The sequence below is a fragment of the Leucobacter denitrificans genome, from assembly GCF_014396385.1.
Lineage (GTDB): Bacteria > Actinomycetota > Actinomycetes > Actinomycetales > Microbacteriaceae > Leucobacter > Leucobacter denitrificans.
Genome location: NZ_CP060716.1, coordinates 335,887 through 356,287, shown reverse-complemented (window position 1 = coordinate 356,287; position 20,401 = coordinate 335,887). Strand labels below are relative to the sequence as shown.

Annotated in this window: 16 protein-coding genes and 1 pseudogene; 2 read left to right on the top strand and 15 right to left on the bottom strand. The window is 57.4% G+C overall.

Features of this window, described 5'->3' with window-relative positions:
* Positions 1–2: 2 nt before the first annotated feature.
* A complete protein-coding gene (locus H9L06_RS01715; RefSeq protein WP_187555583.1) occupies positions 3–1,892 on the bottom strand; it encodes a vWA domain-containing protein in 1,890 nt (629 codons plus the stop codon).
* A gap of 32 nt (positions 1,893–1,924) precedes the next feature.
* Between H9L06_RS01715 and H9L06_RS01710 the strand changes: the two genes are divergently transcribed.
* Positions 1,925–3,385 (top strand): AAA family ATPase, encoded by a 1,461-nt coding sequence (locus H9L06_RS01710; RefSeq protein WP_187555582.1) that lies wholly within the window; start codon positions 1,925–1,927, stop codon positions 3,383–3,385.
* Here the strand turns inward: H9L06_RS01710 and H9L06_RS12010 are convergent.
* From H9L06_RS12010 to H9L06_RS01650, 12 genes and pseudogenes are all read right to left on the bottom strand, one after another.
* Positions 3,364–3,939 carry an RES family NAD+ phosphorylase gene (locus H9L06_RS12010; protein WP_187555581.1) on the bottom strand — a complete coding sequence of 192 codons (576 nt, stop codon included), beginning with the start codon at positions 3,937–3,939 and terminating at the stop codon, positions 3,364–3,366. The genes H9L06_RS01710 and H9L06_RS12010 overlap by 22 nt on opposite strands.
* A gap of 5 nt (positions 3,940–3,944) precedes the next feature.
* Entirely contained in the window at positions 3,945–4,298 is a 354-nt protein-coding gene (locus H9L06_RS01700) for a helix-turn-helix domain-containing protein (RefSeq protein ID WP_187555580.1), read from the bottom strand.
* Between the two features lie 51 nt (positions 4,299–4,349).
* On the bottom strand, positions 4,350–5,432 hold the full coding sequence (aroB, locus tag H9L06_RS01695; protein WP_187555579.1) for a 3-dehydroquinate synthase: 1,083 nt from the start codon (positions 5,430–5,432) through the stop codon (positions 4,350–4,352).
* Between the two features lie 2 nt (positions 5,433–5,434).
* On the bottom strand, positions 5,435–6,205 hold the full coding sequence (locus tag H9L06_RS01690) for a shikimate kinase (RefSeq protein ID WP_187555578.1): 771 nt from the start codon (positions 6,203–6,205) through the stop codon (positions 5,435–5,437).
* Positions 6,202–7,397, bottom strand: a pseudogene (aroC, locus tag H9L06_RS01685) (chorismate synthase). Before aroC ends, H9L06_RS01690 begins: the two are co-directional and overlap by 4 nt.
* A 5-nt stretch (positions 7,398–7,402) precedes the next feature.
* Complete coding sequence (locus H9L06_RS01680; RefSeq protein WP_187555577.1) at positions 7,403–8,272, bottom strand: shikimate dehydrogenase family protein; 870 nt, start codon at positions 8,270–8,272, stop codon at positions 7,403–7,405.
* Positions 8,265–9,374, bottom strand: a complete 1,110-nt coding sequence (gene mltG / locus H9L06_RS01675; RefSeq protein ID WP_187555576.1) for an endolytic transglycosylase MltG — start codon at positions 9,372–9,374, stop codon at positions 8,265–8,267. Before mltG ends, H9L06_RS01680 begins: the two co-directional genes overlap by 8 nt.
* On the bottom strand, positions 9,371–9,868 hold the full coding sequence (gene ruvX, locus H9L06_RS01670) for a Holliday junction resolvase RuvX (RefSeq protein WP_187555575.1): 498 nt from the start codon (positions 9,866–9,868) through the stop codon (positions 9,371–9,373). Before ruvX ends, mltG begins: the two co-directional genes overlap by 4 nt.
* Before the next feature lie 3 nt (positions 9,869–9,871).
* Complete coding sequence (gene alaS / locus H9L06_RS01665; protein ID WP_187555574.1) at positions 9,872–12,538, bottom strand: alanine--tRNA ligase; 2,667 nt, start codon at positions 12,536–12,538, stop codon at positions 9,872–9,874.
* 44 nt (positions 12,539–12,582) lie between these two features.
* On the bottom strand, positions 12,583–12,789 hold the full coding sequence (locus H9L06_RS01660; RefSeq protein WP_187555573.1) for a hypothetical protein: 207 nt from the start codon (positions 12,787–12,789) through the stop codon (positions 12,583–12,585).
* Positions 12,790–12,934: 145 nt separating this feature from the next.
* Positions 12,935–13,564, bottom strand: coding sequence for a 30S ribosomal protein S4 (gene rpsD / locus H9L06_RS01655; RefSeq protein WP_187555572.1), 630 nt, complete (start codon positions 13,562–13,564; stop codon positions 12,935–12,937).
* A 213-nt stretch (positions 13,565–13,777) separates the two neighbouring features.
* Positions 13,778–15,091: a replication-associated recombination protein A gene (locus tag H9L06_RS01650; protein ID WP_382336674.1), complete on the bottom strand. Its 1,314-nt coding sequence runs from the start codon at positions 15,089–15,091 to the stop codon at positions 13,778–13,780.
* Between the two features lie 129 nt (positions 15,092–15,220).
* Between H9L06_RS01650 and H9L06_RS01645 the strand changes: the two genes are divergently transcribed.
* Positions 15,221–16,447 carry a DUF349 domain-containing protein gene (locus H9L06_RS01645; RefSeq protein WP_187555571.1) on the top strand — a complete coding sequence of 409 codons (1,227 nt, stop codon included), beginning with the start codon at positions 15,221–15,223 and terminating at the stop codon, positions 16,445–16,447.
* 599 nt (positions 16,448–17,046) lie between these two features.
* Here the strand turns inward: H9L06_RS01645 and H9L06_RS01640 are convergent.
* Positions 17,047–19,302, bottom strand: coding sequence for a RelA/SpoT family protein (locus H9L06_RS01640; RefSeq protein WP_281381659.1), 2,256 nt, complete (start codon positions 19,300–19,302; stop codon positions 17,047–17,049).
* 66 nt (positions 19,303–19,368) lie between these two features.
* The gene (gene secF / locus H9L06_RS01635) at positions 19,369–20,400 is read right to left on the bottom strand and encodes a protein translocase subunit SecF (protein ID WP_187555570.1); all 1,032 of its coding nucleotides are present in this window, start codon (positions 20,398–20,400) and stop codon (positions 19,369–19,371) included.
* Position 20,401 lies beyond the last annotated feature (1 nt).

The window sequence follows — 20,401 nt, the reverse complement described above, 5'->3', positions numbered from 1 at the left end:
TGTCATGAGTGGTCCCGGTCAAGACCCGACGACCTAATGAGGTCTTCGATCACTGCGGGTAAAGCGTTTGCGTCATCGAGCTGCATCCCGTCTGGCGCAAATCGGGTGACGAGATCGCCGGTACGGATCCCAATGCCAAACACTTTCACTCCCGCCGCGCGCAAATTGAGCAATCGAGTGTGCGCACGCGCACTGTCGTCGGTTCCACCATCGCTCACCAGGATGACCACTCGGCGACGTTCCACTCCGACGCTCAGGTGTTCGCGGCCCACACCAATTCGAAGCTCACGTGCCGCTGCTTCAAGAGCCACCGAGTCGTTCGTGGATCCACGAGGGGCCCGGATCTCGGCGTGCATGCGACGTCGTGTGTGGTCATCGAGCGCTCCTGAGAGCGGCTTAACCACGGTAGCTTCGGTGTCATAGACAATCAGCGCAGTTCGCAACGCGAGTTCAAGGTCGATGTCGAGTGCACGTTCTTCTGCCGCAATATCGCGTTCCACGGCTGCAAGTGACTCGAGCATAATGAGTGCCGCATCGGCGGCTGCTTCGGCTGGTGCGCCAAGCATTGAAGCGGATCGGTCAATCAACAAAATGTAGTCCGTGCTTCCTTCTCGTTTCGTGCGGCGCAGGTCACGATGTCGTGAAAGATAGGCATTCGGGCGTTTCACTCCCGCAGTCACCTCGGCGACAATTCGAACAAGTGAGCTCTTGTCGAGCACCTCACCTTCTGGGTTTGGAACACGAGACAAGACGTTGCGCGCGCCAATCCGCTCAGAAATAACGATCTGCCATACCTCACGCAATCGTTCAATGTGTGGAGAGAGTTCACGCACTTGCTCACGATAGATTGCGAGCGATGTTGCTGCCGATCCACCCGAATGGCTCGGCCCAGACGGAAGCGTCGTCGGCGCCGTTTCTGATGCACCAGTCGCGCTGAGGTCGTCTGGCAGCACTTCGTCGGCCCAGGCGCCTCCGGCAGGCAAAGGAGTGTCGAGCACACTTGCGACGAAACCAGCCTGTTCAGCGACGAAGAGATCCGATCCCTCTGCGGAATCTCGCTTATCTCCAGCGCGGGCAGACTCCTCACTTTCATCGTTCGACGCTTCTGCGTTGGCATCACCTGGCTCGGCATTATCTGCGTCGAAGGCTACACCCGCATCACTCCCTTCGGTCGCGACCGACTGCTCTGGTGACGCCACGCCCTCTCGTGATCCGGGCTCGATTCCAGTGCGCGCGCGGTCAATCTTCATGAGGCGTTCGAATGGAGGAACGATAAGGGCGTACGCACGCTCAAAGCGCTGAAGATGCGCTCGGCTGCCGTCTGGTGCAAGTGCAAGGCGAAGCACCTGAGCGGCAGCAGTCGCACCGCCGGTCTTCTGAAGTCTCGAAAGTTCTTCCTCAACTTCGAGCGAACAAGCCTCGATGTACCTTCGACTAGCGCGCGCATCAGCGGTGATAGCGAGCAACGCACATAACCACTGCAGATTTCTATTCAACTCGCCCACGTTACCCGGGAGATCGGCATAGATCACGCGGGCCAACGGCTCCCGCAGATGAGGCATCGCCGCGGTCAATTCTCGCACTGCAAATAGCCGGTCGATTGTCGCAAGAACTGGTTCATGATCCGGGTTCTGCCGTGCGAGCGCGAGTCTCCGCATCCGGCGAAGTTTGGCAACTCGCACCTCCCGCACTGATTCCCAAATCAAAAGTAGAACCCGTGCGGCTGCGGCATCACTGTCCCGGTTTGCAATTAGTCTGTCGAGACCGACGCTCACCGCACCGTCTTCGACCTTCCACCTGTCGCCCTCTACAAGATGAACTGGCACGCCGAGCACTGCAGACGCGGCCATAATTGTTCCGCGCAATCGAGCTTCACCATGCGCCTCAGCCATGTCACCACACTAGCGAGTGGTAGCGTGACGATATGCTTTCGCCCGCGACAGATCCTGTGCTTGCTGAGGTTGCCGAAACCGCCAGGGAGCTTCGTAGGGCGCGTCGTGTCGCACGCGCACACTCTCAAGACATGCTTGCGCACGATGCAGCCGAGGCGCTACGTCAGCGTCTTGATGCGCTACTCGCGGATCCGGAGACTCGAGAGGTTGTGGACTCGGCACTCACCGAGCGCGCTTCGGTTCTGAGAACAGCCGTGCTCACTCGTAAGCATGAACTGTCGCAGCGAGAACTACGTAAAGAGATCGATGCGTTCGCACATCGTGCAGGTAGCGCGCGACGTACGCTGCTTGCTACAGAGCGAGCACGACAAGCAGAACTCCGCACCAAAGCTGCGCACGCAACTGACGAGCACGTTTCGTGGCTCGATACGCAAATCAAAGATGCGACTACGCGAGACGCGGTGCTCGAAGCCGTCTCCTCACTACGATTACGTGAGGCAAGGTCTCAACTCGAACGTGGGCTGCTTCTGACCAGGCAGATGCGAGACATTATTGCTGAGTCTCTCCCAGCACTCATGCGTGGTGAGCCGATGCTCCTGCTCGGAGAAACCGGTGGAGCAAAGACCGCACTCGCAGAGTACCTTTCAAGACGCCTGGGCAGACAACCAGAATTTGTGTCCGGATACGGCGACATCTCGAGCACACAATTGATCGGCAGCCACGAACTGAGACCGGTTGACGGTGCTACAGCGAGCGTCTTTGTTCCGGGACCACTGCTTCGAGCGATGACCACGGGCGGTCCCCTCATACTCGACGAAGTAAATGCGATGCCAGCCGAGTTCCTGAAGCGTCTGAACAGAGTATTGCAACTTCGTCCCGGCGATAGTTTCTCTGTTCAAGAGAATGCCGGTGAACAGGTTACCGTTGCCCAAGGGTTCGTCATTCTTGCGACCGCGAACGAACAGACTCCGCACCGCTATCGCGGCATAGACCGTATGAGCGCAGAATTGGTGAACAGATTCGGGGCGAATAGCTACCGTGTACACTACCCAGACCATACGCGTGAATACACTGACACGCCCGTCGAAAACGCGCTTCTGGCAGCCGCGTCGATTGCAGACAAAGAAGGAAACATCCCGCTCTCCGCTGACGAGCTTGAGCGAGTGTCACGCGCAGCCTTCATCAGCCAACAGGTGTTTTCTGGAGCACATGGTGAGGGCTTTTCGGAATTTGTTTCGACAGAGCGCGAAATAGATGGAAGGCCGGGGCTCGAAGAATCTGTGCTTGCTCCCCGCACACTCGTCGCAATCTTGCAGAAGGTCGCCGGAAGCGGAGGACTCATCTCACTCGACCTTGCTCTCAACAGGTTCGTCGAGGGCGTCATGCACGCCGAAGATCGCCAGGTGCTCGCCCTCATTCTGCGCTCGCAAGGTTTTCTCGCGGGCCCCCACAAGGGTGGATCACGGCGTACCTATGCACCGAGTGGACGATAAAGTCGGGCTGCCGCCTCTATAACGGCTGGGTGCTCCAGGCTCAGCGACTGAATCCCTGATAGTTTGAGTCCCGCTGGCGGAGCCCCGTCTTCGGCCCACAGCATAACCGAACTCTCAGACGGCATCTGTGCTGACCACCACGAGAGTCCTCCGCAGTCGCTCGCTCGTGTTTCAAACACCCGTTGCGCAAGTTGCTGTGTCTTGCTCAAGTCTTGTACAACAACCTCACTGGGCCGGATTCCCAAACCCATTAGCGTTTCCGCATCGTCTAAATCGAGAAGCGAGCCGCCAGAATATGTGAACTCAGCAATTGCTCGCGGAGTACCTGCCGGAGTCAAAAAGACCTCTGGGATCCACTCACGTTTGTTGTAGAAGCTCTCAGCAACTGCCCCTACCTGCGATTTCGAGAAATACCACGAGTCATACAGGTCAGAATTGTCCCAGCGGCCGTGAAACTGGGGCCTCGGTACATAGGACCAGTGACCGGGTTTGCCCGTTCGGGCCCCAGAAATTCTTGGGTAGCAACGATAGAGCCGCAGAGTCTCGCCTGTCATGGCCGTTAGGCGTAAGCGCCCTCATCTTCGGCGTCAATCGCGCCGATTACTTCGGCCACCCGACCCAATTTGATGCACTCACGCGGTGTCGAACCACGCAAAAACTGATTCGGTGAATCGAGCCAAATTGGTACGACCCTCGTATGCATAACCGATTCGGCCCGCGCCACGATATACGCAAAGTCCATGATCGAGCGGGCCGATTCAGCCGAGGGCACTTGCGTGCCCTGCTTCCATCTGGTCACCTGTGATGGTTTTACCCCAAGCAGTTCCGCAAGCAGCGCTCCGTTCCCGGCCGCTCCGAGCAGCATTCGAAAACCCTCAACGAACCCCGGTTGCCCTGTTGCTGCGATACTCATATCCACATTGTACGCGCAATTCTGAGATTGCGCGAGAGTCGAACCCGTCTCTCAGCTCGCAATTTCCTGATACGCGAATTGGAGAATCGAGTCATCGACACCAGCAAGTACCCGGGGCTTCGCGATGTCATCGAGAACGATAAATCGAAGCATTCCGGCCCGAGCCTTCTTATCGCGCTGCATCGTGGCAAGTAGCCCTGACCATCGCCCTGCGGGGTACTGCATCGGAAGCCCGAGAAGTGAGAGCACGCGCTTATGCCTGGCAACCGCCTCGTCTGATAGCGAGCCAGCCATACGCCCAAGTTCTGCTGCGAACATCATGCCTATCGCGATGGCAACGCCGTGACGCCACTGATAACGCTCAGCGTGTTCAATCGCGTGGCCCAGGGTGTGCCCATAGTTGAGGATCTCGCGAAGACCACCCTCCTTGAAATCCTCCGAGACCACTCGTGCTTTCACACCGATCGCAAGTTCAACAACACGCTGAAACTCCGGTGTCGTTGAATCCGTGGCACGATCCACATCTGCTTCGATAATGTCGAGAATCTCAGGTTCAGCAATGAACCCACACTTCGCCACCTCTGCGAAACCAGCCAGGACTTCGTTCTTCGGCAAGGAACCCAGCACCTCTAAGTCACAGATCACTGCAGCCGGCGCATAAAACGCGCCGACGAGGTTCTTTCCTTCAGCGGTATTGATTCCGGTTTTGCCCCCGACGGAGGCATCTACCATTCCGAGGACAGTCGTCGGAACCTGTACGAGTTTGACCCCCCGCAACCAGGTTGCTGCGACGAAGCCTGCGAGGTCAGTCACCGCTCCACCGCCCAAGCCGATGATGGCATCGCTACGCGTAAAGTCAGCCTGCCCGAGAATCTGCCAGCAGAACGCCGCTACTTCGACGCGCTTTGCCGATTCAGCATCGGGCACCTCAGCGAGCAACACCTGCGCATATGTCTCCTGTAGCGATGCACGCAAGTCATCGGCAAGCTTACCCACGGTTGGAGTGTGCACAATCAGCACCTTGGCGACCTTGTCGCCCAGAGCCTCGGGTATCCGATCCAGCAACCCGCGCCCAACCGAAATCGCGTAGTTCGACTCACCCGTAACGATGATCTCGCTCACAGTCGAAGACATGGTTACTCCCGTTCCTTCTTCTCATCCATTGAAACCTCGCGCCCACGTTCAGTAGTGGATCGTCGCGCATTCGCGCGTTCTTTTCGCCCGTAAGCTTTGACCCACTGAACAACACGCTTCGTCAGCTGCTCTTTGCCTGCGCGATCAGTTCTGAAGGTGACGTTAGCGACCTCAAGATACAGGGGCTTACGTTCCGCAAGAATTCTTCCCCAAGCAGATGGATCATCTCGCAGGAGCGGCCGACGCGAGAGGTTCGCAGTGCGCAGCACAGCATCTTGCGTAGTCATAAGCAGAATTGTGGGATATTGGGCGAGCAACTGACGTGTCGACTCAGTGAGCACTGCTCCCCCGCCAAGCGCAAGAATTTTCGTGCCCGGCTTCGCAAGTTCAGCCGCAATGATCTCGGCTTCAATGCGTCGAAACTCAGGCTCACCATGAGCCGCAAAGAAGTCTGTAATGGCACCGTGCTCGCGCACGAACAGAACGTCACTGTCAACAAACGGCACCGCAAGCTCTTTCGCAACCCGCCGCCCAAGGCTCGTCTTTCCCGCTGCCATCGGTCCAACGAAGACAATTGCTCGATCGGGCACTCTCGATGCACCTCGGCGCCGACGCTTACGCCGTTGCTTCGCCTTCTTCGAGGCCTCCACCTCGGTCGGGTTGTGCGTGTGCGACTCCTCACCTACAGGGAGCACACGATGCGTCGGCGGCGCAGGCTTAGGCGCGGTGACGGGAGGACCCGCCTGCCGGGCAGCGCGACGCGAGGCGATCACGACTCTTGGGCCGTTATGAGCCGCTCAGGAATTGCGTTGAGGAAGCCCTGAAGATTGCGCTGCGTTTCGGCAAGGCTGTCTCCCCCGAACTTTTCCACGACAGCCTCAGCAAGTACGAGTGCGACCATTGCCTCTGCAACAACGCCGGCAGCTGGAACAGCCGAGACATCGCTGCGCTGGTGGTGCGCCTTTGCTTCTTCTCCAGTTGCGACATCAATCGTCGGAAGGGCGTGAGGCACCGTCGCAATTGGCTTCATACCTGCACGGACACGAAGCACCTGACCGGTACTCATGCCTCCCTCGATACCACCCGCGCGACCCGTATCGCGGGCAATCTGACCATCGCGAATGTGCAGTTCGTCGTGCGCCACCGAACCGCGGCGACGCGTCGTCTCAAAGCCATCTCCAACTTCAACGGCCTTAATTGCCTGGATGCCCATGAGTGCGCCAGCTAGACGTGAATCGAGCCTTCGATCCCAGTGAACGTACGATCCGAGCCCTGGGGCAGGCCATACGCGAGTACCTCTACAATTCCCCCGATGGTGTCGCCAGACTTCTTGGTGTCGTCGACCTCAGCAACCATGCGAGCGCTCGTCTGCTCATCGAAGCATCGCAGTGGATCTGCATCGAGCTTGGCCACGTCTTCAGGTCGCGGCAATACTGTGCCCTCGGGCGTCTCAATCTCACCGAGCGAAACAGTGTGGCTCACGAGCTCAATTCCGAGCTCTGCGAGGAACGCGCGAGCTACTGCACCGAGCGCAACGCGTGCCGCGGTCTCTCGGGCACTTGCGCGCTCAAGCACCGGGCGCGCCTCGCCAAAGCCGTACTTCTGCATTCCGACCAGGTCTGCGTGGCCCGGACGCGGGCGGGTAAGCGCTGCTCCGCGACCTCGAGACTTCTCTGTCAGATCAGTCTTTTCGGCGCTCATCACCTCTTGCCACTTGGGCCATTCCGTGTTGCCGATGCGAATTGCGATCGGGCCGCCGATCGAAACACCCTGGACGACGCCGCCAGAGATGTTCAGTTCGTCTTGTTCAAACTTCATGCGCGATCCACGCCCGTAACCGAGCTTGCGACGCGCGAGATCTTCTCTGATCCCATCAAGAGAGACGGGCACACCGGCAGGCATGCCCTCTATGACAGCAATAAGTTCTGGGCCGTGGGATTCCCCGGCAGTAAGCCAACGAAGCATAAGCTCTATCCTCCCACACTCACGGCACGCATCTCATCGAGCACGGCTTGCTCGTTCTCGAGTGCTGTGTTCGGATCACCTTGTACAAAGATCCGGATCTGCACGAGAGCCTGCTCGACTAGCATTTCCAGTCCCGCGTAGGCCTCACCACCAGCTTCGCGCCACCGTTGCGCGAGTGGAGACGGCCAGGGGTCGTATGCGACATCAAAGAGTGGCACACTAAACAGTTCGGCCGGAAGTTGAACGCTGGCCCCAGCTGGTCCCGGCAACGTTGAAATGACGAGAGTCGATCCGTCATCAGGGATGCTTCCAAGAGGCATTGCCTGGGCAAGGTCGGGGAATCGCTGTACGACAGCATCGGCAGCTTCAGTGCGACGAGCTGAAACAGTTACTGATTGCGCGCCGAGGTCTCTCGCAGCGAGTACCGCAGAAGTTGCCGTCGCGCCAGCACCCAACACCACCGTATGCGTTGCGTCGAGCCCGGCGCGACGTATCGCGGCAGCAAGCCCTGCGACGTCCGTGTTGAAACCCGCCCACTGCGGCTTCCCTGCGCGATCAGTGAGTCTAAGCAGCGTATTAACGACCCCGCTCTCCTCCGCCACAGGATCAACGACTGCGGCCAATCGACGCGCTTCATCTTTGAGCGGCATGGTGAGCGAGAAGCCCCGCCATTCTGGGCCGCGGGAAGATAGGAAATCAGCCAGGTGCGATTCCCCGCACTCTATGGCCTCATACTCCCAAGGGAGGTCAAGTGCGCTATACGCCGCTCGGTGTATGACCGGAGACTTCGAGTGCGAGATCGGTTGTCCGAGTACTGCAAGTTGCGCGGGAGCTGGGCGACGAAGCTCCTCGTCAGAGAGCCCACGCTCAGTCACAGTAGGTGCCCCCTTCGTCCCGGTGCGTGGTGCACCATTCCGCGAGCTTTTGCACGTTCGCTTCGTGCTCTTCGAGCGTCGTGGCGAACTCTGTTGTGCCCACTGAGAGATCGACGGTGACGAAGTACAGCCACGGCCCATCAGCGGGATGAATCGCAGCCTCAATCGCTACATCACCCGGAAGACCAATTGGCCCTATTGGGAGCCCCGGATTCGCATAGGTGTTGTAGGGATTCGACGTATCTTGGCGCTCCTCGTCGCTGGTCCATACGGTGCCGTAGTTTCCGGTTCCGTACCCGACCGTCGCATCTGATTGCAGCAGCATGTCGATATCGAGGCGGTTAAGGAAGACTCGAGATACTTTCGGGAAGTCTTCGAAATTCGATCCGGCCTCACGCTGCACGATCGAAGCGAGAGTGAGGATCTCCCAAGATTGCTCGGGAGAGACACCGTGCTCTCCCAGCGCGGTCCACATGCGATCCACCATTGTTTGAATGATCGACTCAGCAGTATCGCCCGGCTCAAACGTGTATGTAGCTGGGAAGAGGAAACCTTCGATCGATGGGAAGTCTGCGGGCACACCAAACGCCGTGGGATCTTGCACGGCCTGTTCGAACTCCTCGAACGGGATACCCATGACTCCGGCTGCGAGTTCGAGCGCATCGAGTGCGGCTGTGCCCTCGGGAATTGTGACGGTGTACCGCATACGGTTTTCTTCGTTTTGCAGTGCATCGAGAGCGGCCTGCGCGCTCATCTGCATTCTCAGCTGATAGGTACCCACCTGGAAGTCGACTGCCGGATCTTGCGCAAGAAGCAATTCATAGAATGCCTCGGAGGTCTTTACGACGTCAGCTTCCGCAAGAGCGTTAGCGATGTCTGAACCGATTTCTCCCTCGGTTATTGTGATGAGAACTTCGCCGTGGCCTTCACCCTCGTAGTCATTTGTCGTCCATCCCATTGCGAGAGAGATTCTGTCACCGAACTGGGTCCAGACGTACGCCGCTCCACCACCGAGCGCAAGAAGTAACACGATGAGCACTGCCGAGATGACGATACGACCTCGTCGCTTCACCCTGGTTTCCTCCCCGTACGCTTCATTCATTTCGAGTCCCCATTGCTCTCGTCGTCAAAAGTTGCCTCCACCAGTGTTCCAGGTGGCTCGTCCCGATTGCGCTCGATATCGAGTGCGTGTTGCAAGATCACCACAGCGGCGGCCTGGTCGATAACGCTTCTGCTCTCCTTGGTACGTTTGCCTACCTGGTGTAGTTGACCTTGCGCAGAGACCGTCGAAAGTCGCTCATCAACAAGCCGCACTTGAACTTGGCCTGCGAGTTTTCTTGCGAGTTGGTCAGCAAAGTTTGCAGCATCTTCGGTTGACGGCGTACGTTCCCCGCGCATGTTCAACGGCAGACCAACAATAAGCTCGAAAGCCTCGTATTCAGCAACAAGCTCAGCAATGCGCGCCACATCGGCCTCGCCGCCAGAATCTCGTCGCACCGTCTCAATTGGGGTCGCAAGCATTCCGTGTGGATCGCTCCGCGCAACACCGATGCGAGCTTTTCCCGCATCGATGCCGAGTCGAACCCCCACCCGCACAGGCTATCCCTCGATCAGGCGGCGAATTTGCGTCAACGCTTCACTTATTTGGCTCGGATCGGTGCCACCGCCCTGAGCAAGGTCCGGCTTTCCGCCGCCGCCACCGCCGAGTGCTTGAGCGCCTCGCTTCGCAAGGTCGCCCGCCTTGATCCCGAGTTCACGGGCCGAGGCCGTCGTCGCCGCGACCACAAGCGGCTTGCCTGCACCATCTCCTGGGACAGTTCCCGCGAGTACGACGACGCCCGGCTCTGACCCGAGCTTCTCACGGAGTTGAATGACAAGACCGCGAACATCGTCAGCTGAGCCGACCTTCCCCAGATCCGCTGCCACAAATTGAACAGCACCAACTCGCTCGGCCGACTGCAAAAGCGTCGGCACTTGCTCTGCAAGCCGCGCAGCCTCGAGTGAAGCTATCTTCTTCTCGGCAGCGCGAAGCTGAGCACTCAGATCCTCGACCTTTGCGACGATTTCGGCCCGCGGCACGCGAAGTCCACCCGAAAGCTGTTGCACGATCGCGCGTTCTGCGGCAAAACTTTGAAACGCCTCCATACCGACAAGAGACTCAACACGTCGGTTGGTCGAGCCAACCGAGCTCTCCGCAACGAGGTTAATCATTCCGACCTCTGCAGAACTTGAAACGTGAGTACCCGCACAGAGCTCGCGCGACCAGGCGCCCCCGATATCAACAACTCGTACTCGGTCACCATATTTCTCGCCGAAGAGCGCCATAGCCCCGAGTGACTTCGCCTCATCGAGACCCATCTCACGGGTTACAACCTCATAGTCGGATCGAACTGCAAGATTTGAGATTTCCTCAATCTCGCTCTTTGTAGCTTGACTCAATGCCTCGGAGTGGGTGAAGTCGAGCCGCATGTAGCCAGCTTTGTTATATGAACCCGCCTGGTGCGCATTCGGCCCAAGTACATCGCGAAGGGCAGCGTGCACAATGTGCGTTGCCGAGTGCGCCTGGGTTGCCCCACGACGGTAGTCAGCATCGACACGGGTCTCTGCCCTCGCGTCGATACCAATACTGCCGAACGTGACTTTCACGGTGTGCACGAAGAGACCGGGAACCGGCTTCTGCACGTCGAGTACCTCTGCTTCAAAGCCCTCGCCGACGATGATGCCCTGATCAGAATCTTGGCCGCCAGACTCTGCCCAAAGCGAAGTTTCGGCAAGCACAAGCTCAGCAATCTCGCCTTCGCGAGCTTCGGACGTGGGGGCGCCCTCAACGACGATGCCAAGAACACGGCTCTCGTGGTTCAGTGCGTCATATCCGACGAACTGAGTTTCGCCGAGTCCACGCAATTCCTTGTATACCGAAAGATCGGCGCGCTGGCCCTTTTTCGCTTTGGCGTCTGCCTTCGCGCGATCTCGCTGCTCTTGCATGAGTTGAGTGAAGACTGCGCGATCCACTGAAACGCCCGCTTCTTCTGCGATCTCAAGCGAGAGCTCAATCGGAAAACCATGTGTGTCGTGTAGCAGGAAGGCAGTCTCGCCCGTCACGCTGCCCGCGCCGCCCTTCGCCTCACTGATGGCGCCGTCGAGGATCTGAATTCCGGATGCAAGCGTGCGCAGGAAGGTCTTCTCTTCTGCGTAAGCAACACGTGAAATGAAATCGAAGCCACTCGCTACTTCTGGGTATGCGGACTGCATCGAGTCTCGTGAGGCCGGGAACAGTTCGCCGAAACTTGCCCCCTCAACCCCAAGCAACCGCATGGATAGGATAACGCGTCGCAGTAGTCTGCGGAGTATGTAGCCGCGCCCCTCATTCGAAGGTGTCACACCATCGGCAATGAGCATGAGGCCGCTGCGCACATGGTCTGCGATGACACGAAGCCGCACATCGTCATCATGGTTCTCACCGTACGTCTTTCCGGCGAGCTCGGCTGCACGATCGAGTACCGGTCGCACCTGATCGATTTCGTACATGTTCTGAACGCCCTGCTTAATGAAGGCAACGCGCTCGAGACCCATACCAGTGTCGATGTTCTTCTTCGGCAACTCACCAAGAATCGTGAAGTCCGTCTTCGAATTTACATCGGCAATTTGGTACTGCATGAACACGAGATTCCAGATCTCGACATAGCGATCATCATCGGTCGCCGGCCCACCGTCAATTCCGTACTCAGGTCCGAGGTCGAAAAATATCTCAGAGCAAGGCCCTGCGGGGCCTGGCTGACCGGTTGACCAATAATTGGTATCTTTGCCGAGCTTCTGAATACGTTCTTCGGGGAGAGAGGAATACTGTTTCCACAGTGCGAGCGCCTCGTCGTCTTCCTCGTATACCGTGACCCAGAGATCGGCAGGATCAAACCCGAGCCCACCGTCTTCTTCACTCGTGGTGAGCAGCTCCCAAGCAAAGCGGATCGCGCCTTCCTTGAAGTAGTCTCCAAACGAGAAGTTGCCGCACATTTGGAAGAACGTGCCGTGGCGAGGGGTTTTGCCTACTTCCTCGATGTCGTTCGTGCGAATGCACTTCTGAACACTAGTGGCACGCGGGTACGGCGCGGGAACGAGACCGGACAGGTACGGAACGAATGGCACCATGCCTGCGACCGTGAACATCAAGCTCGGATCATCACTGACCAGGGAAGCCGACGGGACAACAGTATGACCTCGCTGCTCAAAGAAGTTCAGCCAACGGCGTTGAATCTCAGCGGTCTGCATGTGTGGTTATTCGTTCCTTCAACTAGGAAAATTGACTCAGTTGTTTAGTTCTTCGGGCCAAGATCATTGAGCTTCTGCTCAAACTGATCTTGCTCCGCTGCGCGATATCCCTGCGCGAATGCCTGTGAGAGCTCCTCAGTACCGCGGTTCACGCGTTCAAAAAACTGACGCCCGCTCGGGCTTTGATTCACGAAATGAGCTGCCACAAATCCAATGGCTGCGCCGAATACAAGCAACACAAACTTTCGCATGTAATTCTGCCCTTCTGCGATCGCGATGCAGCACCCAATTGGTACCGCGAAAGAATACCCGTCAAGCTTATCCGGTCGTCAATGCCTGAAAAGCTTGAAGGCGCTGGAATCCAGGTGGATCCCAGCGCCTTCAAAGCCTGTCCGCTTAGCGGCCCGAGTAGAACTCGACAACAAGCTGCACTTCACAGGTCACAGGAACCTCTGCGCGCTTCGGGCGACGCACGAGGCGCGCCTGGAGCTTGTCAAGCTCAACTTCGAGGTAACCCGGAACCGGAGGAAGAACCTCTGCGTGTCCACCCGCAGCAGCAACCTGGAAAGGCTCCATTGCTTCTGAGCGAGGCTTCACGTGGATGAGCTGACCTGGCTTCACGCGGAATGAAGGACGGTCGACGAGCTTGCCGTCGACAAGAATGTGGCGGTGCACAACCATCTGTCGAGCCTGAGCGGTCGTGCGAGCGAACCCTGCACGGAGCACGAGTGCGTCGAGGCGCATCTCAAGAAGCTCGACGAGGTTCTCACCCGTCAGGCCATCGTGGCGACGAGCCTCGTTGAATGCAATAACGAGCTGCTTCTCGCGAATGCCGTACTGAGCGCGTAGGCGCTGCTTCTCGCGCAGACGAACTGCGTAGTCGCTGTCGCTCTTACGCTTGGTGCGACCGTGCTGGCCTGGGCCATATGGGCGCTTCTCAAGGTAACGAGCTGCCTTCGGGGTGAGGGCAATGCCAAGTGAGCGCGACAGACGCGTCTTGGAACGGGTGCGTGACGTAGTCGACACAGGTTTCCTTTCGGGTTTGCAATAAAAATGTTCTCTCGGCCACGTTGCGCCCGCATGTTTCGAGCTACCGCTCGTGCATGCACGCGACGCAACAAACCGTCTTCGGTGAGGGAACGACCGTTGCAGTAACCCGGCTAATGGGCGCCTGCCATGAAGATCTCGTGTGCAGCCAGCATCGAGATCCATGTGGCCATCGGCTAGTTTAGCAGATTACTACTCACTGTTCGTGATACGCCGGATCTTCTCCAGCCGATCTGAGACCTCACGCTCATTTCCGTGGCGTGTTGGCTCGTAGTATCGCACTCCAGCAAGCTCATCAGGAAGATACTGCTGCCCCACGACACCTCTCGGGTCGCTGTGAGGATAACGATACCCCTTGCCGTGCCCCAGCTTCTTGGCGCCAGCGTAGTGAGCGTCGCGAAGGTGTTTCGGCACAAGCCCGAATCTACCCGCTTTGACATCTGCGATAGCCGCATCGATTGCGGTAATCGCAGCATTCGATTTAGGAGCAGTCGCTATGTAGAGCGTGGCTTCGGCCAGTGGAATACGAGCTTCAGGCAGGCCAATAAGTTGTGTCGCCTGAGCCGCAGCAACAGCTAGTACTAGCGCTTGCGGATCCGCAAGACCTACGTCTTCGGCCGCATGGACCATAAGCCTTCGGGCGATAAATCTTGGGTCTTCGCCAGCCTCAATCATTCGCGCAAGATAGTGCATTGCGGCGTCTGGATCAGAGCCCCGCATCGACTTGATAAACGCGCTTACAACGTCATAGTGCTGATCGCCGTCGCGATCGTAGCGAAGAAGTGCGCGGTTCACAGCCACGGAAACAAGTTCAGCAGTAATACGCGGTTTTTCGGTTGCAGCTTCAGGAGCACTTGAAACCGCTGATGATGCCGCAGCCTCAAGACCTGTGAGCGCTCTACGAGCGTCACCGGAAGAAAGCTGTACCAGTGCGTCGAGAGCCTCGTCATCGACTTCTACTCCACCGGCAAGCCCACGCGCATCGGACGTGGCGCGAACGATGAGTTGCGCCAAGTCTTCAGCACTCAGCGGGTGAAGTGTCAACAGCAGTGAACGCGAAAGCAGTGGACTGATGACCGAGAACGACGGGTTCTCAGTCGTTGCAGCGATGAGAGTGACCCAGCCGTTCTCTACGCCAGGCAACAGTGCGTCTTGCTGTGCTTTGGTAAAGCGGTGGATCTCGTCAAGAAATAATACGGTCGCTATATCGTAAAGATCACGATCGTTCAGCGCCCGCTCCATTACCGTGCGCACATCTTTGATCCCCGCGGTGACCGCTGAGAGTTCAACAAATCTGCGACCGCTCGAGTGAGCAATTGCTTGGGCGATAGTTGTCTTGCCGGTACCCGGTGGGCCCCAGAGAATAACTGATACTGCGGATCCTTCTCCCCCGTCGGCAATCACTCTAAGCGGGGAGCCAGGCTGCAGCAGGTGCTGCTGCCCCACTACCTCGTCTAACGACCTCGGCCGCATACGCACCGCTAGAGGCGCAGTTGGACTTGGGATCTCAGACACACACTCATGTTAGCGAGGCGCACTGACTTTCACGTTCAGCACCGTTCCCTATGGCATAGTGGAGGGGTCTAACAGCCACGGTCGGAATGAGCCGATCCAACACGACAGGTGAGCAGCACGGTGAGTGAAGCGACAAATGAGACGCCCTGGGGCAGGGTCGATGAAGATCGTACGGTGTACGTCCGAGAGGGCGACAGTGAACGTGCGGTTGGATCGTTTCCAGATGGGACGCCAGAAGAGGCTCTCGCCTACTTCGAGCGCAAGTTCTCTGACTTGGAAGGTCAGATCACGCTGCTCGAAGCCCGAATCAATCGCGGAACCGCCGACGCGTCGGTCGCCAGCACCGTAGCAAAGCTGCAGGAGCAGCTCGTCGAACCCGCAGCAGTTGGTGACATCGATTCGCTAAGAAGTCGTGTTACCAAGCTCACCGAGAAGGCTGCAGCTTTCGGTGAGAAGCAACAGCAAGAGCGCGATGCCGCTCGCGAAGAAGCGGTAGCGAAGCGCGAATCGATTGTCGCTGAGGCTGAGAGGCTCGCCGGTCAACCAGAGCAATCTGTACGGTGGAAAGAGACAAGCACTGCGTTTGAGCAACTGTTTACCGACTGGCAAGCAGCTCAGCGCAGTGGCCCGCACCTCCCCAAATCGCAGGCTGACGCATTGTGGAAACGATTCCGCGCTGCTCGCCAGTCCTTTGACACAGCTCGACGCTCTCATTTTTCACAAATGGACGCGAACAACAAAGATGTAAAGTCACGCAAAGAGAAGATCATTGCATCTGCTGAAGCACTCGCTAACAAGGGTGTGGATGGAATACCTGCCTATCGGAATCTGCTCGACGAGTGGAAGCAAGCGGGGCGAGCAAGTCGCAAACTCGACGATCAATTGTGGGCCCGCTTCAAAGCCGCTGGTGACGTGCTCTACCAGGCGAAGGCTGCTGAAACCGCACAAACGAACGAAGAGTACGCCGCCAACCTGGTCGCGAAGCAGGCGATCATTGATGATGCACAACCGATACTCGAGCTCACTGACCCAAGCGCCGCACGAAAGCAGCTGACTGCAATACAGTTGCGGTGGGACGAGGTCGGACGGGTCCCACGAGAGGCTCTTCGAGACATCGAGGGCAAGCTCCGACGCGTTGAAGACCACGTGAAGTCCCTCGAAGATGAGCACTGGCGCAAGTCGAATCCTGAGACCAAGGCGCGAAGCGAAGGTCTTCGTGGTCAGCTCGAGGCCTCCATCGCTGAACTCGAGTCAGAGATCGAGGCCGCAAAGGATTCAAAGGCTCGCACCGCAGCCGAAGAGAAGCTTGCGACGCAGAAGTCGTGGCTCGCGGCACTCGGAGACTAGTTATCCACACTAAGCCTCAGCGAACTGGAAATAATCATTCAATTCGCTGAGGCTTAGTGCATGACTCCGAAACTTCCACCTCGCACAGATCACTGGCCAGAGGCCGTGAAATCTGCATCGATACTTCACGGCACTTTGGTGCGGTGTGGTCCGGGATACAGACCGGTGGGGTGGCCAGAGTCCCCTGCAGTCCGATGCGTTGCAATTGCTGACTATCTTGGTGATCGGTATGTTGCAATCAATGAGACAGCTGCGTGGATTTGGGGGGCAATCAGACTCCCAGGATCGCCTATTGAAATCTCAACACGGCGTGGGCGCACCCCTGCACTTCCAGGAATTAGAAATCTGCAGTACCGCGAGTATGCATTTGAGGCAGGGGATTTCTCGCTCTTTGGCGACTACGCGGTCACTACGCCACTTCGCACGGCGTACGACCTACTGCGGAGCCCCCAGCCATTTTCGTTCGAGAGAAAGGTCGCTTGTCGACTGTTGCTGAGAACCGTACCCAATCCCCACGAAGCCGCCTTGGAGCGGGCTTCTCAGTCAAACAGCCCGGATCGAGCTCGAGTCTGGCACCGACTGGACGAATGCTTTGGGCGTCAATTAGTGATGCGGTAGACGTCATACACACCCTCGATACGGCGGACCGCACTCAGCACATGGTCAAGGTGGGTTGCGTTTGCCATCTCAAAGAGAAAACGGCTAATTGCCAATCGGGAGCTCGAGGTATTCACCGACGCAGAAAGTATATTGACATGGTGTTCCGAGAGCGTGCGAGTGACGTCTGAGAGCAATGCTGACCGATCAAGTGCCTCGACCTGGATCTGCACGAGGAACACACTCTTTGAGTTCGGTGCCCATTCTACGTCAACTATCCGATCCTGTTGCGACTGCAAGCTCTTGAAATTTTTGCAGTCGCTTCTATGCACGGAAACGCCCTGGCCCTTTGTGACAAATCCACGAATTTCATCGCCCGGAACCGGCGTACAACACTTCGCAAGCTTCGCAAGAACATCGCTCGCCCCTTTGACTATGACACCACTCGATGAAACATTCGAGCTACGTGCTCGAGGAGTTTCATGCAGTGGCAATGCCAGCGGTGCCGACTCTGTCGAAACCTGTTCATCAATGACAAGCGCAGAGACTTTCTCAACGACTGATTGCGCCGAGGTATTGCCCTCACCGATCGCGGCATACAGCGCCGCAACATCGGTGAGATTTAATTGCTGAGCGACCTGTTGCAAAGCCTCTGAACTCAATACCCGATGCATCGGCAAGTTCTGCTTCCGGAGCGTCTTCATGAGCTCCTGTTTACCGGTCTCAGCGGCTTCTTCGCGTCGCTCCTTGGTAAACCACTGCCGGATCTTATTTTGAGCACGCTTGCTCTTCACAAAATTGAGCCAGGCCTTGTTCGGTCCGGCATTCTGATCCTTCGAAGTAAAGACCTCAACGACATCGCCGTTCTGCAGCGCGGTCTCGAGCGGCACTAGCCGCCCGTTCACGCGCGCACCCATTGTGCGGTGACCCACCTCGGTGTGCACGGCATAGGCAAAGTCAACCGTTGTTCCGCCAGCCGGCAGCCCAATTACCCGACCCTTCGGCGTAAAGACGTAAACCTCTTTTGCACCAATCTCAAACCGAAGCGCGTCAAGGAACTCACTCGGGTCCTCAGTCTCGGCCTGCCAATCTGAGATGTGAGCCAACCAGGCCATGTCGTTCGAAGAAGTCTGAGCTTCGTTCCCCTGCTGGCGTTGCTTGTACTTCCAGTGCGCGGCAACACCGTACTCTGCGCGTTGATGCATCTCAACAGTGCGGATCTGAATCTCTACCGCCCTACCATCAGGTCCGATGACTGTGGTGTGCAGCGACTGATAGAGATTGAATTTTGGTGTGGCTATGTAGTCTTTGAAGCGCCCGGGGATCGGAGTCCATCGTGCGTGCACGGCCCCCAGAACCGCGTAGCAGTCACGAATCGAGTGGGTAAGCACCCTGATGCCAACAAGGTCATAAATCTCGTCAAAGTCGCGTCCGCGAACGATCATCTTTTGATAGATCGAATAGAGCTCCTTCGGGCGGCCCGTTACCTCACCCTTGATTCGCGCCTCTCGAAGGTCGCCCTCAATCGCGCCTATTACGCGCCCGACGAGTTCGTCGCGTTGCGGATTTCGCTGCTTAACGAGATTGTCAATTTCTGCGTAAAGCTTCGGCTTCATAACAGCGAAGGACAAATCCTCGAGCTCAGTCTTTATCGACTGAATTCCGAGGCGGTGTGCGAGAGGAGCATAGATCTCGAGCGTTTCCTGTGCTTTGCGTTTTGCCGACTCACCAGAGACAAAGCCCCAAGTCCTCGCGTTATGCAAGCGGTCTGCGAGTTTGATCACCAGCACTCGAATGTCTTTCGACATTGCAACGACCATCTTTCGCACGGTCTCCGCTTGGGCGGAGTCTCCGTACTTCACCTTGTCGAGCTTGGTAACCCCGTCAACAAGCATAGCCACTTCTTCGCCGAACTCTTTTGTGAGCTCGTCAAGCGAGTAGTCAGTGTCTTCCACCGTGTCATGGAGCAGCGAGGCCGCTATAGCCACTGGTGCTAGCCCAAGATCTGCAAGGATTTGGGAGACCGCAACGGGATGGGTGATGTAGGGTTCACCCGACTTGCGCTTTTGGCCTCTGTGCGCGCGTTCCGCAGTCTCGTATGCTCGCTGAATTATCGACAGATCAGCACGGGGGTGGTTGCCTCGCACTGTGCGAATTACCTCGTCGACTGCGCCGTGAGTGACACCGCGCGAGAAAATGCGCGGCACCAAGCGGCGCAGCGACGAAGTTGTCGCGTGTGTCGTATCAGAATTCGCCACGAGCCGCCTCCTTGGTTGATAGAACGCTACACCAGAGACCGCACATTCCTCGAAATGACCTCTGCGCTACTTCTCTTCAGTCGAAGCAGTAACGAGGCCCACTTCGTCTGAGTCCTTCCCGCGAAGCCGCAAAACCTTCTTGTCGTGCTCGACAAGCGTCTTCTCTCCTTCGCGGAGATGAGCATACGCCGGAGCAGCAACGAAGATCGTCGAATACGCGCCGGCGAGAATACCGATGAAGAGCGCCAAAGAAATATCACGGAGCGTTCCCGCGCCCAGGAGCCCTGCACCTACGAACAGAATCGAGGCAACTGGCAGTAGTGCGACAACAGAGGTGTTAATCGAACGCACAAGTGTCTGGTTCACCGCCAGGTTCACCGCTTCAGCAAACGTGCGACGATCGCTCATCTCGCTCGGCATGGTATTTTCACGAATCTTGTCGAACACCACCACGGTGTCATACAGCGAGTAACCCAGAATCGTAAGGAACCCAATCATTGCAGCTGGGGTCACTTCGAACCCTGCAATGCCGTAAATTCCCGCAGTAATAATCAGGTCGTGGAACAAGGCGATAAGCGCCGCCACAGACATCTTCCATGTCCTGAAGTACAGTGCCATTACGAGCGCCGAGAGCAGTATGAAAACGATCAGGGCAACAAAAGCCTGTCGAGTAATGTCTTGCCCCCAGGCCGGCCCGATGAAGGAGTACGTTACCTCCGCCGGATCAACTCCGTAGGCAGCAGCGAGTGCGTCCGTGACCGCGCGGTTCTGTGCATCGTCAAGAGCCTCAGTTTGTACTCGCACTTCGTTCTGACCGAGAACCGAAACTCGCGGAACACTATTCGGCAGCACGGTCGCGACAGCCTGTTCAGCAAGATCGGGGTCGCGCTCGGTATCGCTCGCCACGTGAACTTGGAACTGGCTGCCCCCAGTAAATTCAATACCAAACTGGAAGCCGCCCCGAAGGAAGGGGCCAACAATTGCGATGAGAATGATCACAACCGAGATGGTGTACCAAAGCTTACGACGGCCAACGAAGCCGATGGACTTCTCACCGGTGTAGAGCGCATTGCCGAATTCGGAGAATGAACGAGCCATG